Source organism: Paenibacillus sp. FSL F4-0122 (assembly GCF_038002845.1).
GTDB classification, from domain to species: domain Bacteria; phylum Bacillota; class Bacilli; order Paenibacillales; family Paenibacillaceae; genus Paenibacillus_AQ; species Paenibacillus_AQ odorifer.
Genome location: NZ_JBBODI010000001.1, coordinates 6,095,656 through 6,113,199, shown reverse-complemented (window position 1 = coordinate 6,113,199; position 17,544 = coordinate 6,095,656). Strand labels below are relative to the sequence as shown.

The window sequence follows — 17,544 nt, the reverse complement described above, 5'->3', positions numbered from 1 at the left end:
AAACTACTCTATGTAAAAGACAAAAGAAACTCACTTTTATATTTTATCACTAACCTGCTGAGCCCACCAATTCTATTTGCCGAGCTGTTCATAACGAAATATGTGGTTGACCTCATTCAGAACTTCACGCCTAACGCCTACCTACATATCTTACTATTGGTAAGTTCACTGATGTTAATTTTATATCTAGCTGGCATCAATGGTTCTCTTCGAGCCATTTCTGTAACCAATTTAACGGCAACCAGTATTTATGAACTGGAACATAAAATTTTGGCTAAGACCTCTAAATTATCGATGGCTTTATTGGAAGACCCCGCAACAAAAACGATTAGAGAAAAAGCAAAACGGCTTTCCTTGATCGATTTGTTAGATCAATGGACCGGAGTGACAATCCACTTTATAACATTAATCGCACTAATCTTAGTCCTATCCTGTTATGGCTTTTATATCCTGGCAGTGTTCATTTTAGTTGTACAAATTCTGCAGCTTTACCTCATGAGATGGATCTCTCGGAAAATAGAGGCTATTTCAGCGAATCAAACCTCCTCTGTACGAATGATTAATTATATCTTTGATTTGCTGATTAGTAGAAATACCCTCCCGGAAGTAAGAATGTACGGAATGTCCTCCTACTTGTTTTCCGCAATGAAAGAGCTCTTCAATGGAAATTTCAAACAAATGCACCGAAAAGTTGTTTTATCTGAGACCTTAAGCTTCTCCCAAAGTATACTTATGACTTTATTAAACGGGCTTACGATTGCTATTTTAGCAATTACACTTGGAGGTAGCGGGCAGAGCGCCGGACTTTTCGTATTATTACTTCAAATATCTAGTCAAATATTTATTGTCATACCTGCACTAACAAGGATGTATTCTGATCTGACCAAAAGTCGCTTGCGCTTCAATGAGTATAGTGCGTATTTGGAACTTGAAGAGCAAGTTCAAAGAGATCCGGAAGATTCCATAAGGAATACCGATGCGATGCAGATCACAATTCAGCAGTTGAATTTTCGTTATGCAAGCAATGCACAGGACACGCTTAATAGTATAAACATGACTCTCAATCCTGGTGAACGAGTTGCTTTTGTAGGTGAGAATGGTTCCGGAAAATCCACGCTCATCAAGCTGATAGCAGGGTTATATCATCCAACAGCGGGAAACATCCAGTGGTTTAATGGAGAGCAGGAAGTGCTGGCTCATAACATCACAAAGGGTGTGAGAGTTGTTTTTCAGGATTTCACTAAGTTACATAGACCGATTCGAGAAAACATAGCCATGGGGAATATTGCTGCCATGTATGACGATTCAAGATTATTAGCTGCGATGAGAAAAGCAGAAGCCGATTCTTATGGTGTTGCGTTGGACACTCTAGTAGGTCCACAGTTTGGGGGGATCGATCTGTCTGGTGGACAATGGCAAAGACTTGCGATTGCACGTGCTTATCTCAACAACGGCTCGCTTACGATTTTTGATGAACCTACTGCAGCCCTCGATCCTTACGCGGAACAGCAGGCGTTTGAAACCTTTATGAAATTAGGAGAGCAGCAGACCTCCATTATTGTGACACATCGGCTATATATGTCCAAATTCGTAGATAGAATTTTTCTGTTTGAGCATGGAGAAATCGTTGAAAGTGGAACACATGAAGAATTAATGAAGTTGGATGGTAAGTACAGGGGAATGTTTAACCGCCAGTCCTCTTTATATGGCTGAGAAAGGAGAGATTCTGCTGAGAAGAGACCTTAAGAATATTTTAACGATACTGGCACGGATGATTGGAAAAAGTCCAGTAATCTCAATAATAACGATCATAGTTCCTATAATCAGTGGATTATTAACTTTTTATTCGTATTCTGTTCAAGTTCATATCATTAATGCAGTTGCTGCTGGTGCGATAACCTTTATTCCGATTCTATGGTTTGTTTTAATTCATGGAGTACAAGCCTGTTCATTGAGTATAACCAACATAATGAAAAGTCGAATGAATGCGGAACTAACTCTCGCTTTCCAATCCGAGCTGATAGATATTGCAAACCAAGTTGACTTTGAGGATTTTGATGATGAAGAGTTTGGGAACAAGCTGCAAAGAGCTAAAACAATAGTTGGAGAAGATTTAGAGGGAATTACTGGTTTTTTGGTGTCCAGTGTAGGAAATATCTCAGGACTTATAAGTATCATCTGGTTATCGGCTACAAGTGGATATTTTTTAGTCACACTGGTGGTGGGTTTAATGATCGTATCTACTTTATCTTTTCGAATGTTTACTGAGATTAAAGTTAGAAGAACAGGGCGAGAGCTTACTTTTGACGGAAGAATGGGGGATTATCTAGCTGTAACTTTGGAAGATCCTAATGCGATTAGGGAAATGCGAATCTATAACTCTATCTCCTATTTTACGGATCTCTGGGCAAAGCTTATGAAGAAGCAGCATGATAAAAGGTATAGTGCGAGGAAATTCGAAATCAAAACAGGGATGATTGTGGCTATGGTTCAGACGAGTGCTATTTTTATCGTATTGGTCTATCTGTTAAGTAAAATGGGGGAGTCAAATACAGTTACTGTGGGGACAATCTCAGTATTATTTCTGGCTTTGTTAACTTGTGGTGGTAAAATCATGAGTTTGACCTGGCCGCTAAGCAAGCTTTACATCAGCAGCAGTAAATTATATGACTTAAATGAAGTGCTTACCTATAAAAATAGAGATTTCCGAAAAAATAATATCAATAATAGCTCTGAATCTATGCTTCCTATTACCGTTTCAAATGTTTATTTTAAATACGCCAAATCCAGTAAGTATGTTTTATCTAACATCAATATGGTCATAAAGCCCGGTGAGAAAATAGCCATTGTTGGAGAAAATGGAGCAGGAAAGTCTACCTTGATCAAATTGTTATTAGGGCAGTACACTGCTAGTTCTGGATCTATTTACTGGAAAGACAGTCCAGAATCTCAAGGTAAAGTATCCGTCGTGTACCAGCATTCTATTAAATTCGAAATGACACTAAGAGAAAACATCCTGTTGGGTGATGCCAAATCTTCGCCGGACGATGTGAAAATACTAAGTATTCTGGAAAAATGTGAGCTGATGGATTTGTTTTACGAATTAGGGGGACTAGATGTAAGGTTAGGTCAAATGCTTGAAGGAAGCAGGCAGCTATCAGGCGGACAGTGGCAAAAGCTGGCGATAGCGCGTGCGTTATATAATGATGCGGATCTTATAGTGTTTGACGAACCTACTTCTGCGATTGATCCGAATGCTGAGATGCAGATCTATACACAATTATTAGATATCTGCCAAGATAAAGCTGCCATTTTCATTTCACATAGACTGGGCTGGGCGAAAAATGTGGATACGATCTATGTTATTGATAATGGAAGTATAGCTGAAGTGGGGCAGCATCAAGACTTAATAAATAATAAAGGGATTTATGCAGATATGTACGCTTTACAATCATCTTGGTATAACTAAAAATGCTTAGCATAGTAGTTTTCACCTTAATTATATTCATGAGGTTTACTAAAAAAATCCACAGCAAATTTCCGGAAATGTATAGCTGCTTGCGATAAAAAGTGCTTTCTGCTCCATGCGATGCCAAAAGAGCGTTGACATAGCGGATCTGTTATTTTTAATTGAACAATTTCGGTATTTTGACTTCTTCTGCCTAAGGAGAGAGGGAGGGTGAAGGTGATTCCTAGTCCCATTTCTACTAGGGTTTGAATGGCGCTTACTTCTTCAAGCTCGAACGTAATTTGAGGTTCAAATCCAGCTTGTCGGCAAAATTCATCTGAAATTTCACGGAAATTATATCTAGAAGATAAAGAAATGAAATTCTCACCTGCTGCTTCTATCAAAGAAATACTCTTTCGATTAGCAAAGCGATGATTCTTGGGCACAGTCAAACATAATTCTTCTTCTGCTAAGGTAAGCCACTCGATATCTGGTCCGGTAACAGGTGTAGATGATATGCAAAAATCAATCGCTGCACTCTCTAAATCATTTCTCATTTCTAACGCAGAGCCAAGCTGGCGTTGGATAATCCGTACATGCGGATGAAGGGTAAGAAATTCTTTTAGTAAAGTGGGCAATACATACGGGAGTGTGGCCGCAATAGAAATTACACCATGTTCAAGTCCAGCCATATCTGTGAGCTCACGCTGTCCTTCTTCAAGTTCCATAAAAGCTTGCTCGACACGTTGCAGATAGGTTTTGCCGAATTCGTTCAATTTTATATTTCTGCCTTGTCGCTCGAATAAGGGAACACCTAAGTTTTTCTCTAAACGCTGTATGGAATTACTAAGGGAGGGCTGAGATACATTTAATTCTTTTGCGGCCTTAGTCATGTGTTCATGGCGTGCAACTGCCTGGAAATATTGAAGCTGAAGGAATTCCATAACAAAAACCTCACTTTACTTATAACTCTAATGTGATCTATCGATCATATAATATGTATTTTACTTAATTAATTTTCAGTCCTATACTATTGTAACATATAAAAAGTTATAGGTAGGATGGAGAGAGTCTGTTGTGATTAGAGAGAAAATATGGACCCGGAATTTTATTGTTGTTTGCTTAAGTAGTTTTTTTATGTTCCTGACCTTTTACATTCTAGCAACTGCATTCCCGTTATACGTAAAGGAAAGTTTGCACGGGAATCAGCAGCAAATGGGGTTAGCGATTACTATCTATGTAATAGGGGGAGTATTGATCCGTCCTTTTTCGGGATAATGGGTCGATAAATTCGGTAAAAAGAAAATGGCGGTTATTGGCCTAACCATTTTTCTAATCGCCTGTATTGGTTACTTCGGATCTAATGGAATTGTATTATTCCTGGTGATTCGTTTCCTACACGGAATGAGTTATGCTGTTGCCTCTACAGCTACAAGTACAATAGCCTCGACGCTAATTCCTTATTCACGTCAAGGAGAAGGCATCGGTTATTTTAGCATGTTTATGAGCATTGCTATGGTCATTGGACCCGCATGGGGGCTTTTTCTCTGGAAAGATGAGAATATTAATGTATTACTGTTAGGCGTATGTGTGATTGCTGCTCTTTCGCTGTTATTCACGTTAGGTGTTCGGATGCCAAAAGAAGATAAGGCTAACGTTATTGAAGCTATTAAGGAACCTGCGAAGACGCGAAAAGGGCTCCGCTGGAGAGACGTAATCGAGCCAAAAGCCTTGCCGATTTCACTTGTCGGATTTACACTTGCTTTTTCCTATAGCTCATTGTCTGGATTTATAGCTTCTTTCACGAAAGAAATCCATCAATCACAGCTTACTGGTTATTTTTTTGTGGCTTTTGCAATTATGATTGTATTGTTTCGTCCGGTTATAGGTAAAGTATTCGATAAATATAATGAGCATATTCTCATCTATCCCGGAATTATTATCTTCGCCGTTGGATTGCTTAGTTTAAGTCAAGCTCGGTCTGGTTTGATGTTAATGATGTCTGGTGTCATTATGGGAATTGGATATGGTGCACTTATGCCATGTTTCCAGACTCTTGCGCTTAAATTAGCGGCTAAAGATCGTAGAGGTAGTGCAAATGGGACCTTTTTCTTGTTATTTGATTTGGGTTATGGAGCGGGCTCCTATTTCATGGGTTTGATTGCTTCTTATACAGATTACCGAATGATGTATGAGGTTGCAGGGGGAGTAACACTTCTTTCTCTTGCTGCGTACTATTTGCTCCATCATGTACCTCAGGCCAAAGCTAAGCTGCACATACAAAAATCAAATATAGACGTTGTATAAATAGATGGTCTTGGCTGTATGATATAATTATCAGAAAAAATATGGGGAGAACTTTATGACTACTATCATTGATAAAATTGCATGGATTCATTTTCAGAATGGACAAGTTTTGTGTGCGCGTTCCACAGGGAAAGATACCTATTATTTGCCTGGAGGAAAAAGAGAAGCTGGAGAAACAGACGAGGAGACGCTCGTGCGGGAAATCGAGGAAGAGATCTCTGTTCGTATTAAACCAGAAACCATCTCCTATTTTGGAACCTTTGAAGCGGAAGCTCACGGTAAAGCTGAAGGCGTCATAGTTAAAATGACATGTTATATCGCGGATTTTGAAGGTTCACTTAGTCCTGCGTCGGAAATTGATGAGTTATCCTGGTTATCTTATAAGGATCGAAATCGAGTTTCTGTCGTTACACAGATCATTTTTGATCAATTGCATGAGCATAAATTACTTTCCTAATCTACAATTTAAAGTTCTGAAAGCCCGTTTTAAGCCTAAGAGATGGCTTGAGGCGGTCTTTTTTTTGAAAATATACGAAAGGCTTATAGGGGCAACAACATCGTTTATTTTGGTTTAGGACAGATGTCCTTTTTTAAAGACCTGAATTGCTTTTTAATATGTAAGAGATCGAAATTGAGGAGAGAGAGAAATGAGAGGAATTATATTTGCGTTTTTAGCGGGGGCTTGTATCACTCTGCAAGGAGTATCTAATGCTCGAATTAGTCAAGATATTGGGACTTGGCAAGCTGCGACAATTACACAGCTAACTGGGTTTATAATGTCCTTATTAATCCTGCTGTTCGTCCGAGATGGCAAATCACAGGGCTTTAAACAGGTAAAACCTTTATATTTGATTGGCGGCGCCTTTGCCGCAGTCATTATTTTCAGTGAGGTAACAGCTATTCAGCAGATTGGTGTAACGTTTACGATATCCACATTGCTGATTGCTCAGCTATGCTTGACCTTCATCATCGATATTAAAGGCTGGTTCGGGATGGAAAAACGAAAGATGAGACTGCCACAATTTATCGGTATCGCGTTAATGATTGCTGGCGTCGTGATCCTGAAATTCTAAATGATCCTGATGGACAATCGATAAATGGAGGAATGAAGTTATGATTATAGGTTTGATATTAGCGCTTATCGCGGGCTCACTAGTGAGCCTGCAAAATATATTTAATACGAAGGTTAATGAGAAGGTTGGATCTTGGGCTACAACGACATTAGTGTTAGGCATGGGATTTCTGGCTTCTTTTATCATGAGTCTTATCTTTGAAGGCAACCGTATATTTACTTTGCGAAACATGGAGCCCTGGTATTGGATCAGCGGGTTGATCGGAGTGGGAGTTGTAATCTGTCTCGTGCAAGGGACCAAGCGGCTTGGACCAACCTATGCGATCTCTATCGTGTTAATCTCTCAGCTTGGATTCGCTTTATTGTGGGATTCCCTCGGCTGGTTAGGGCTTGAGAAGGTTCCTTTCACTTGGAAGCAGTTGGTCGGAGTACTTGTGATTGTTGGCGGTATTCTAGTGTTTAAGCTAGGCGGTGCCCGGGAGACTCAAAAGTCGGCTTAAATCAATCCTCTAAATAGAGCTAATAAATTTGTAAGCGTGGACCCATAGGGTTCATGCTTTTTTTTGTTATGAATAACCTATTCTCGGACGCATGACTGTCAAATTAGAAGTGATGGCAGTCACACGAGAGGAGAAGAAAATCGATTTATACTTTGCCAAAGCAGTAAATCTGGAGCATAGAAGGAAAGGAGAAATTATCTAATGTCGGGAGCAGAATTGTTAGTAGACTTGTTATTGAGGAAAGGTGTTTCAACGATTTTTGGTTACCCCGGTGGGGCCGTACTGCCTGTATATGATGCACTGTACGATTGTGAAGGATTAGAGCAGATTTTAGTACGGCATGAACAGGCTGCAGTACATGCCGCAGATGGTTACGCGAGAGCGACAGGAAGTGTAGGCGTTACACTCGTAACTAGTGGTCCTGGAGCCACCAATGCTATAACTGGAATAGCGACAGCTTTTATGGACTCCATTCCACTGATTGTACTAACTGGTCAGGTCCCCACGGATATGATTGGATTAGACAGCTTTCAGGAGGTTGATATTTATGGCATGACCATGTCCATCACGAAGCATAATTACATAGTAATGAATAAGAGTGATCTCCCACGCATCATTGATGAAGCTTTTTATTTGGCAACTACAGGACGTCCTGGCCCTGTTCTTATTGATCTGCCTAAAAATGTTATGATGGACACAACTCCAATAATATACGAAATTTCCGAACAACAATCATTTGTTTCTATTCGTGGATATTCAGTTGCTAATCAGTCTAATGGGAATGACTTGGATACGATGGCGGAGAAACTTCGGAATGCTGCCAGACCCTTACTATTGATCGGCGGGGGATGTGTAGCAGGTGAAACCCCTTCCTTATTGCTTAATTTGGCAGAACGTCTCGATCTTCCAGTTGCTTCTACTCTGATGGGTATAGGGGCGTTTCCATCTGATCATCCATTGCACTTAGGAATGGTAGGTATGCATGGAACGGTGGCCGCGAACCGCGCTATACAAGCAGCTGATGTTCTAGTTTGTCTAGGCGTCAGATTTAGTGATCGTGTAACAGGAAAACGCAGAGCGTTCTCTCCTCATTCGTATAAAATCCAAGTGGACATAGATGAAGCTGAATTTGATAAAAATATAGAGATGTATCTAGCTCTTTGTGATTCTATAACAAACGTATTACAGGAAATGCTTAATCGCTTATCAGATAGAAAGATTCCTGAATGGCATGACCAGATCAATGAATGGAGCAGATGTCCAATTCAACCATTTAGAGATCATCATGAATCGAGATTGACACCTCAAGACGTTATTCGGTACGTTGATCATGCAACTGTCTCCGATGCTATTATTTCCACGGATGTAGGACAACATCAAATCTGGACAGCACATCACTATAATTTTAAAAAGCCGCGTACCTTTCTAACCTCTGGAGGATTGGGTACTATGGGTTACGGGTTTCCTGCAGCTATTGGAGCAGCAGTTGCTTTTCCGGAACGGCAGGTTGTATGTATAAGTGGGGATGGAAGCTTTCAAATGAATATGCAGGAAATCATGACAGCTGTAGATTTGCAGCTCAATGTAAAAGTAGTTATTTTGAAAAATGGTTATTTAGGAATGGTGCGTCAGTGGCAGGAACTATTCTTGAACAAAAGATACTCAGCCGTACAGATTAGTTCACCTGACTTTGCCGCACTCGCTAAATCCTTTGGTGCACAAGGTTATCAAGCCAGCACTAAAGAAGAGGCTAAAGCCATAATCCAACATGCTATGAATACCGAAGGTCCTGCTATTATGGAATTTGATGTCATCGAAGAAACAAATGTCTATCCAATTGTCCCGCCTGGGGCAAGCAACGATGAATCGATTGAAGGGTAGTCTAAATTACAAAATAAGGAGTAGAGTATCTTATGCACATAGAACTAAACGCACTAACAGTAGATAAGTTAAAAGAGAACCTTGGGGAACGGCCAGGTGATTTTAAATTGTTCTTCGATACAGAGGGTTGTGGTTGTAATGGCGTGATCGTAATTCAGATCATTAGTGAACCCTATGCTACAGATATTGAAGTTCAGAAAGAGCCTTTTACATTTTTTGTTGATCGTCAACAGGAATCTTTATTTGATGAACAGATGCGACTTGAAGCAGATGCAAATTACCCTACATTTAAATTAAGTAGTGATGCCAGTCTGTTAGGAAATAATATTCGAGTAAAAGATATTCGCTGAGTAGAGCACTGCTACACTAAAAAACCAGAGCATTTGAGATCATCTCTCAATGCTCTGGTTTCTTGAATTTTTGTTTCCGTATTAGCTGCTTGCGTTTCGTTTCTTATCCATTTGATTTTTTCATAAACGCTATATGGTCTATTTTGCTGTTAACCAGTGTAATTAACTGTTCTGCCATATAGCTCGCCGAATATTTGAAATTGACTTCAGCCCAGTGCATAATGACACCTACTGTAGCAGACATTTGGTAACTCAACATAATTTCATAATCCACGGGAGCAGCATCAGCTTCTATCTCAATCCGCATATCCTCACGCATGGATTCCCGTAAACGGTCGAACAGTTCAACAGTCATTTTCCCACGTTCCACAGCGGATAAGGCCAAAAACTCAGCTTTATGCCCCTCAATATATTCGAACAATTGCAAAATGGAAGGGAAAACCTCTGTTGCCTCAATACGATCCAATCCCTCATAAGGGTCTATTAGCGCTTCACCTATGCCCTGTAGAAATTCATCATGTATTTCCTTAAGCAAAGCCTCTTTACTCTCAAAATGCTTATAAAAAGTCCCTCGATTGTAATCCGCTCGATTAGTCACGTCCAATATCGTAACTGAATCATAACTATTTTCCAATATTAGTTCAACGAATGCAGATTTCAGAGCTTGGCGTGTTCTTCTGGTTCTTCTGTCTTCATGCTCTTCCTGTATCAAAAAAACTACCCCCAGCTATGATCTTTTTATCGTTCATTTATAATTCCTACTTTAAAAGTAACAAAAGATCAGCCAATGTTCAAGATTTAGACATAAGTAAACACAGAGATCAGTTCTGTTGGTTAGGCGACATTGATTAAAATTCTGATTATTGAACAGATTAACTAATGGGGTGTACTCTAGTAATAGAGATAGGTTATCCCATCTCCTAAGACTATAATATATAGCCAATTCATAACAAAGGATGCGAATATACAATGAGTGAATCATATGTAAAAACTGCTGTAATTACTGGAGCTGCAGGAGGAATCGGTAAGGAGCTTGCCCGTCGATTGTCTGATCGTAAACTGAATCTTGTACTTGTCGATCTGAATGAAGAAGCGATAAAAAATGTTATCCAAGATTTAGGCTTAAATGAATCTAACTCTTTAGCTGTAGCTGCGGATGTCTCTAATGAAGAAGACGTTCAGAATTATGTTAATAAAGCGGTAGAAAAATTTGGTGCCATTGATTATTTTGCAAACAATGCCGGAATTGAAGGTCCAGCAGGTCAAATCGAAGAGCTTAACGTCAAAGCACTTGATCTTGTATACAACGTCAATGTACGTGGTGTATTTCTTGGACTACACTATGTAATTCCTGTGATGAAAAAACAAAACTCAGGTGCTATTCTGAACACTTCTTCTCTGGCAGGACTCATGGGCGCACCAGGCATGGCCCCTTACATTATGTCTAAGCATGCTGTAATTGGTCTGACTCGCGTAGCTGCAAATGAGCTTGCACCACTTGGCATTCGTGTTAATGCGGTACTGCCAGGAACGATCAATACACAAATGATGCGTAAAATTGAGAATAATTTCGGAAGTGCAGAAGAATACAAGGCAGCTAACGAAGCTGCAACACCAATGGGTCGCTACGGTGAACCGCAAGAAGTTGCCGCTGTGATGAACTTCCTTCTGTCGGATGAGGCTTCATTCGTAACGGGTTCTCTATATACAGTCGACGGTGGTATGATAGGTCAATAATGCAAGCTGATTTCGGTCATTATGGATACTCCAAATAAAGGATTGGGCCTGTGCGTTAAGCATTGGGTTCAATTCTTTTTTATTTAGGATACCCGGATCGGATTTAATAATAAGCAATCTGTTGAATTATCTTATAGAATATACAAAGGGGAATTATTCTTTTAAGTATTGCTCAGTTATTTAGATAAATTGTTGGCGAGGAGTGTTCATATGCTTGAATTATCTCAACAGGATTTTATTGAAGTGAAACCGTTACTTACAGGTGCTCTTATTCATCCTGAAATTCTCTCCATCATCGAGGGAAATAATCCGGGCTGGATTTTTGTAGATCAACTTGTAACACCGAAAAGCGCATTGGTATGGAGTAAGGGGATGCAAGGATTTTATATTATAGGCGATCACACCAATGAGATATTTATCAAAAGCTTAGATAGTTATGTATCCAGTCATATTGCACCGAGGATGAAAAAGCTTGGGCTGGAGTATTTTGAAGTCTCAGGTCAACACGATGAATGGAATCTGGCATTGATGTTTCCTTCTAGGAAGCTATATCCTTTTGAACAAATGGTGTTCAAGTTATTCCACAAGCCCGCTGAGTCCCTTAATAATGGGATTAGAACTATAAATCTTAAAATACAGGATTGGGAGAACTTAGATTTAAAGCACATGGAATTTGTACATGAGAATATTGATTTATTCTGGTCATCGAAAAAAGACTTTAAGGCAACAGGCTATGGATATGCTGCTATTGAGGGAGCTGAGATCATTGGTGTATGTTATTCTAGTTTCGTTACTGTGGATACTCATGCTATCGGAATTGAAACCCTCTCCAAGTATCAGAATAGAGGAGTGGGGACCCATTTAGCGGCTTTAGTAGCGGGAGATATACTTGCAAATGGTTTTACACCTTATTGGGACTGTTCATTAGATAATGAAGCTTCCCAAAAGCTAGCTCTTCGTTTAGGATTTCAGCAAATTCATCAATATAAGTGTAGCGCTTTTTCAATATGACGGTTTCGCAAATTATTAGGTTAGGATGAACATATATGAAAATATTGCTCGTAGAGGACGATAGAACCATTGCGTCAGGACTTGAATATTCCTTGCAGCAGGATCATTTTGAAACTATTTTATGTTATGATGCAACCTCTGCTAGGAGGGTGTTGGCGGAGCAGATATCTGAAGTAACACTTTGCATTTTTGATCTCTCTCTACCGGATGGCAGCGGATATGATCTGTGTAAGATCGTGAAGGAACGGAGCGATATTCCGGTCATCTTTTTAACTGCGATTGATGATGAGGTCAATGTAGTGATGGGACTTGATATGGGAGCAGACGATTACATAACTAAGCCATTTCGGATTCGTGAGCTGTTATCACGCATTAAATCGGTGTTAAGGAGATATAACAAGCAGGCTCAGACCCCGTCTAATTTTGAACTAGAGAATGTACGGATTAATACGCTAGAAGGAAAAGTTTATAAGAACGGCAATGAAGTTCTGCTAACAGCATTAGAATATCGTCTGCTTCTGATATTTGCTAATCATGTGGGACAAGTCCTTTCCAGAAATCAATTGTTAGAGCGGATTTGGGATGTCGCCGGAGAATTTGTAAATGATAATACATTGTCTGTGTATATTAAACGCTTACGGGAAAAGTTAGAGGATAACCCGCAAGAGCCCACCTTAATCAAAACAGTACGAGGTTTAGGGTATAAGGTTGGTGATTAGGATGTTACGTAACAAAGAATTTAGATGGTTATTACTAACGATGTCTACGATCAGCCTTCTGGCGATTATAGTAACGGCATTTATTTCATCAGGGGCGATGGGGATCACGGCGCTAACTTCAGTTCTGCTTATAGGTTGTTGTTTATTATTTACCCGCTGGAGATACCGCGAAATTGAGAAGCTTTCAGGGTATCTACGTCAAATTAGCAGCGGTAATTATTCGCTCGATGTTCGTGATAATCAGGAAGGCGAGCTTAGTATCCTGAAAAATGATATTTATAAGGTGACGTTGATGTTATCGGAGCAGCGTTTGCTGTTGCAAGAGGATAAAATAAAGCTTACCAATGCGATCTCCGACATCTCCCATCAGCTCAAAACACCACTTACCTCCATGACCGTGATGGCAGATTTATTAAGCGACCCTGAACTGAACGTTGAGAAAAGAATAGAATTTACGCGGAAAATCAGCCTTCAGCTCGATCGGATTGGCTGGCTGGTTTCTTCATTATTAAAGTTCTCAAAGATCGATGCCGGAACCATTCAATTTAAAAAAGATTCAATAAAAGTAAAGAGGCTTGTTCAGAAATCTATGGAGCCCATACTGATTCCTATGGATATTAAGGAGCAACGGATCTTAATCGAAGGAGAAGACGCTAGCTCATTCATAGGTGATCTCAATTGGACCACAGAGGCCATCATTAACATTCTGAAAAACTGTGTAGAGCATACACCTGCTGGGGGAGTGATCACGATTTCTTTTGCAGAAAACACGCTGTTCACGGAAATTGTCATTACTGATAATGGCAAAGGAATTCCTAAGGCAGAGATCCCCTATATTTTCAAACGATTCTACAAGGGGACAAATGCAAACGAAGACAGCGTTGGAATTGGACTTGCCTTGGCGCAAAGTATTATCACTGAACAAAACGGAACGATTGATGTGATGAGTGAAGTAGGAAAGGGTACACAATTTCAGATCAAATTTTACAAGCAAGTGATTTAACACTTATGGCTTAGTGACTAGAATGTCACTTAAGAGTCACTGGAGAGTCATTGTAGACAGATATACTGATCTCATCAACAAATGGAGGTCTAACAATGGATATTTTAAAGATTGAACATCTGTCTAAAACATATGGTAAAGGCGAGACTGCAGTAAAGGCTCTGGATGACGTATCGTTTTCAATTAAAAAAGGTGAATTCGTAGCGATTATCGGACCATCTGGCTCAGGAAAATCAACCATTCTGCATTTATTAGGTGGAGTGGATAGACCGACAAGCGGCAAAGTATTTGTAGATAACACGGATATTTACGATTTGAATGAAACACAGCTGGCGATCTTTAGACGCAGACAAATTGGTCTGATTTATCAGTTCTATAATCTCATACCGGTGTTGACGGTCGAAGAGAATATCACACTACCGTTACTGCTCGATCAGCATAAGGTGGATAAGAAACAGTTTGCGGATACCGTGAAGGCGTTGAATCTGGACAATCGTTTAAAACATCTGCCGAATCAGCTATCAGGCGGACAGCAGCAGCGGGTATCCATAGGCAGAGCGTTAATTAGTAATCCTGCAATTATGCTGGCAGATGAGCCAACTGGTAATCTAGATAGCAAGAATAGTAGTGAAATTATTGAATTATTAAAAATGTTTAATAAAACGTATAATCAAACACTTATTGTTATTACTCACGATGAACGTATTGCCTTGCAAGCAGATCGGGTCATTACTATTGAAGATGGAAGGATCGCTAAAGATGAGGTGATTCGTCCGTGAATATCGTAAACAAATTAACTATAAGACATTTGAAACAGAATAAGCGAAGAACATTGGTTACTATCATTGGAGTCATTATTTCTGTAGCTATGGTAACGGCTGTCGCGACCTTAGGTTTTTCTTTCATGGAATTAATGAAGAAGCAAAGTATCTCGACAAATGGAGAATGGCATGTCCAATATAGAAATGTTACTAAAGCTCAGCTCAAAGCGATAGAAACAGATGATGCGACAAAAGCACTAGTGATCTCCAACGATCGTGGTTACGCCCCTTTAGAGGGTGGGAAGAATGAGAATAAACCTTATTGGTATATCAAGGAATATAATGCAGCTGGTTTTAAACAATTTCCGATTGAACTGCTGGAAGGTAGACTCCCGAAGACAAACCACGAAGTAGTCATTTCTGAGGAGATTGCAAAGAATGCAAAAGTCTCTTACAAGATTGGTGAAACGTTAACGCTTGATGTAGGTGAACGTGTCACTAGCGATGATGAAAATAGTGGCCAACCCCTATCTCAGAATGAACGATTACGGACTGAAGAGGACACCCTGCTTGAAAAGATTATTCATAAAAAAACAATGAACTATACGATTGTGGGAGTGATAAAGCGTCCTACTTGGGAACCAACATGGTCTCCGGGCTATACTGCCTTAAGTTATGTGGATGAAAGCTTGATTGGAGCAGCCGAAAAAACCACAGCGACGGTAGTATTAAACAAGGTGGATAGCTCCATATACAAGCATGCAGAGGAATTGGCAAAAGAAAACAATATCGAGTCGATCTCTTATAATAATAGTCTGCTCCGCTACTATGGTGTGACGAATAACGATGGCTTACGTAACACACTTCTTTCATTGTCAGTGATCATTATGGTTGTGATTATCATTGGTTCCGTTTCATTAATCTATAATGCTTTTGCGATCTCTGTCTCGGAGCGTGCACGTCATTTAGGGATGCTCTCCAGCGTAGGGGCTACAAAGTGGCAGAAGCAGAATTCAGTGTTTTTTGAAGGAATGATTATCGGTTTAATTAGTATCCCCATTGGGATCATTTGCGGAATAGCAGGCATCGGGATCACTTTTATGTTTATCAATTCGATGATTCAAGATGTATTAGGCATAACAGAAAAATTAACGTTAGTTGTTACACCTCTGTCTCTACTAACCGCTTGTTTAGTTTCAATACTGACAATTTTTATATCCACTTATCTTCCAGCCAGAAAGGCTTCAAAGATCTCGGCTATTGATGCGATCAGACAAACAACCGATGTTAGGCTCTCTGGTAAAGCTGTGAAAACATCCAAGTTCGTGCGCAGATTGTTTGGTATTGAAGCAGAAATTGGTTTGAAGAATTTAAAGAGAAATAAACGCAGGTACCAAGCAACCGTGTTCTCACTTGTCATTAGTATCGTTTTGTTTTTATCTGTATCAGCGTTCACTTCTAATATGACAAGGTCGGTAGAACTCTCACAGGATGGGTTGAACTATGATATCCAAGTATATATGGGGACTGAGGACGCTCAAAAAGTGGATCGGTTGACGAAATCGATATCCAAATTACCTAATATAACGGAATATAATGTGACTAGGGAACTTAGTGTGAGTTCATGGATTGATGAAAAAAATATGGCGAAAGAATTGCAAGAGATTGTGCAGGCGGATAAGAGTGTTCTAAAGAACGGGAAATATCCTTACTACATTCAGATTTATGCACTAAATGAACAGAGTTTGAAAACCTATGCAGAAACGGTCGGCACAAATTATGAACAACTAACGAAGCTTGATCAGATGACTGCTATTGTGAATGATACGGTTACTTTTGAGGATGAGAAAGCCAAAAAAATTGTCGAGACCAAAGCTTTTCACTCTGAAGTCGGCCAAAAGCTTGATCTTTTTTATACGGATTGGGATACAAAAAAAGAGACGGATTTATTACCCGTAAAAATTGCCGCTCTAACTGATAAACGTCCCATGGGTGTACATTCAGCAATGGTTGGTGGAATAAACATCATCGTCTCTGAACAAGTCTTCGATAAACTAACAAATGATACGATGAGTAAAGATATTCAAAGTCGGCTTAACTTGAACAGCACAGACCCATTAGCGACACAGCAAGCCATAGAGGAAATGAAAGAGCGTAATATCTATGTTCAAAATGTGTATCAAAATAGACAAAATAGTGAGCAGATGATCATGTTAATGTCTATTTTCACCTATGGTTTTATTGCTTTAATTACTTTAATATCGATTGCGAACATTTTCAATACGATATCAACTAGCATATCCCTTCGAAAAAGAGAGTTTGCGATGCTGAAGTCTGTAGGGATGACGCCAAATGGTTTTAATAAAATGATTAATTACGAGAGTGTTTTTTATGGAATAAAGTCATTACTTTATGGGCTTCCGATTAGTATAGTTATTATGTACTTGATCTATAGATCAATGATGAATAGCTTCTCTTATGGATTCACACTTCCGTGGATGAGTATCTTGTGTGTCATAGCGGCTGTATTTATCATCGTTAGCGCAGCCATGTTATATTCAAGCTCAAAAGTGAAAAAAGAGAACATTATTGATGCATTAAAACAGGAAAATATATAATTATTAGCCCATCATTGCCGCGTTTAACGCGGCTTTTTTGTGTCATATCTGACACGTTGGTATGTAAATTCTTATAAATTCCTATGATATAATGTACACAATTGAATTGATACAGATTATAACCACGAGGTAGGTGT

Annotated in this window: 15 protein-coding genes and 1 pseudogene; 14 read left to right on the top strand and 2 right to left on the bottom strand. The window is 39.5% G+C overall.

The window, feature by feature from the left end; translation table 11 throughout:
• The first annotated feature begins 171 nt into the window (after positions 1-171).
• Both MHH49_RS26665 and MHH49_RS26660 read left to right on the top strand, forming a co-directional pair.
• A complete protein-coding gene (locus MHH49_RS26665; RefSeq protein WP_038570827.1) occupies positions 172-1,713 on the top strand; it encodes an ABC transporter ATP-binding protein in 1,542 nt (513 codons plus the stop codon).
• Positions 1,664-3,469 (top strand): ATP-binding cassette domain-containing protein, encoded by a 1,806-nt coding sequence (locus tag MHH49_RS26660; protein ID WP_094901336.1) that lies wholly within the window; start codon positions 1,664-1,666, stop codon positions 3,467-3,469. Before MHH49_RS26665 ends, MHH49_RS26660 begins: the two co-directional genes overlap by 50 nt.
• 26 nt (positions 3,470-3,495) lie before the next feature.
• Here the strand turns inward: MHH49_RS26660 and MHH49_RS26655 are convergent, their stop codons facing one another.
• Positions 3,496-4,392, bottom strand: coding sequence for a LysR family transcriptional regulator (locus tag MHH49_RS26655; RefSeq protein ID WP_038570829.1), 897 nt, complete (start codon positions 4,390-4,392; stop codon positions 3,496-3,498).
• A gap of 346 nt (positions 4,393-4,738) precedes the next feature.
• Here MHH49_RS26655 and MHH49_RS26650 point away from each other — a divergent pair.
• From MHH49_RS26650 to MHH49_RS26620, 6 genes and pseudogenes are all read left to right on the top strand, one after another.
• Positions 4,739-5,755: pseudogene (locus MHH49_RS26650) on the top strand (MFS transporter); the annotation flags it as partial.
• Between the two features lie 55 nt (positions 5,756-5,810).
• Positions 5,811-6,212, top strand: a complete 402-nt coding sequence (locus MHH49_RS26640) for an NUDIX hydrolase (protein ID WP_038570834.1) — start codon at positions 5,811-5,813, stop codon at positions 6,210-6,212.
• Positions 6,213-6,402: 190 nt separating this feature from the next.
• On the top strand, positions 6,403-6,828 hold the full coding sequence (locus tag MHH49_RS26635) for a DMT family transporter (protein WP_036678064.1): 426 nt from the start codon (positions 6,403-6,405) through the stop codon (positions 6,826-6,828).
• 40 nt (positions 6,829-6,868) lie between these two features.
• A complete protein-coding gene (locus MHH49_RS26630) occupies positions 6,869-7,327 on the top strand; it encodes a DMT family transporter (protein ID WP_036678062.1) in 459 nt (152 codons plus the stop codon).
• 201 nt (positions 7,328-7,528) lie between these two features.
• Positions 7,529-9,208 (top strand): biosynthetic-type acetolactate synthase large subunit, encoded by a 1,680-nt coding sequence (ilvB, locus tag MHH49_RS26625; protein WP_341138661.1) that lies wholly within the window; start codon positions 7,529-7,531, stop codon positions 9,206-9,208.
• Between the two features lie 32 nt (positions 9,209-9,240).
• Positions 9,241-9,558, top strand: a complete 318-nt coding sequence (locus MHH49_RS26620) for an iron-sulfur cluster biosynthesis family protein (RefSeq protein WP_038570840.1) — start codon at positions 9,241-9,243, stop codon at positions 9,556-9,558.
• Positions 9,559-9,661: 103 nt separating this feature from the next.
• Here MHH49_RS26620 and MHH49_RS26615 read toward each other — a convergent pair whose 3' ends face one another.
• The gene (locus MHH49_RS26615) at positions 9,662-10,270 is read right to left on the bottom strand and encodes a TetR/AcrR family transcriptional regulator (protein ID WP_038570842.1); all 609 of its coding nucleotides are present in this window, start codon (positions 10,268-10,270) and stop codon (positions 9,662-9,664) included.
• Between the two features lie 257 nt (positions 10,271-10,527).
• Here MHH49_RS26615 and MHH49_RS26610 point away from each other — a divergent pair, with 257 nt between their 5' ends.
• The 6 genes from MHH49_RS26610 (at position 10,528) to MHH49_RS26585 (ending at position 17,407) form a co-directional block, all read left to right on the top strand.
• The gene (locus MHH49_RS26610; RefSeq protein WP_036678050.1) at positions 10,528-11,295 is read left to right on the top strand and encodes an SDR family NAD(P)-dependent oxidoreductase; all 768 of its coding nucleotides are present in this window, start codon (positions 10,528-10,530) and stop codon (positions 11,293-11,295) included.
• Between the two features lie 210 nt (positions 11,296-11,505).
• On the top strand, positions 11,506-12,306 hold the full coding sequence (locus MHH49_RS26605) for a GNAT family N-acetyltransferase (protein ID WP_036678048.1): 801 nt from the start codon (positions 11,506-11,508) through the stop codon (positions 12,304-12,306).
• 35 nt (positions 12,307-12,341) lie between these two features.
• Positions 12,342-13,025 carry a response regulator transcription factor gene (locus tag MHH49_RS26600; protein WP_036678046.1) on the top strand — a complete coding sequence of 228 codons (684 nt, stop codon included), beginning with the start codon at positions 12,342-12,344 and terminating at the stop codon, positions 13,023-13,025.
• A 1-nt stretch (position 13,026) separates the two neighbouring features.
• Complete coding sequence (locus tag MHH49_RS26595) at positions 13,027-14,028, top strand: sensor histidine kinase (RefSeq protein WP_076179845.1); 1,002 nt, start codon at positions 13,027-13,029, stop codon at positions 14,026-14,028.
• Positions 14,029-14,123: 95 nt separating this feature from the next.
• Positions 14,124-14,807 carry an ABC transporter ATP-binding protein gene (locus MHH49_RS26590; RefSeq protein ID WP_036678042.1) on the top strand — a complete coding sequence of 228 codons (684 nt, stop codon included), beginning with the start codon at positions 14,124-14,126 and terminating at the stop codon, positions 14,805-14,807.
• Positions 14,804-17,407, top strand: a complete 2,604-nt coding sequence (locus tag MHH49_RS26585) for an ABC transporter permease (RefSeq protein WP_076215432.1) — start codon at positions 14,804-14,806, stop codon at positions 17,405-17,407. The genes MHH49_RS26590 and MHH49_RS26585 overlap by 4 nt, the downstream gene beginning before the upstream one ends.
• Positions 17,408-17,544 lie beyond the last annotated feature (137 nt).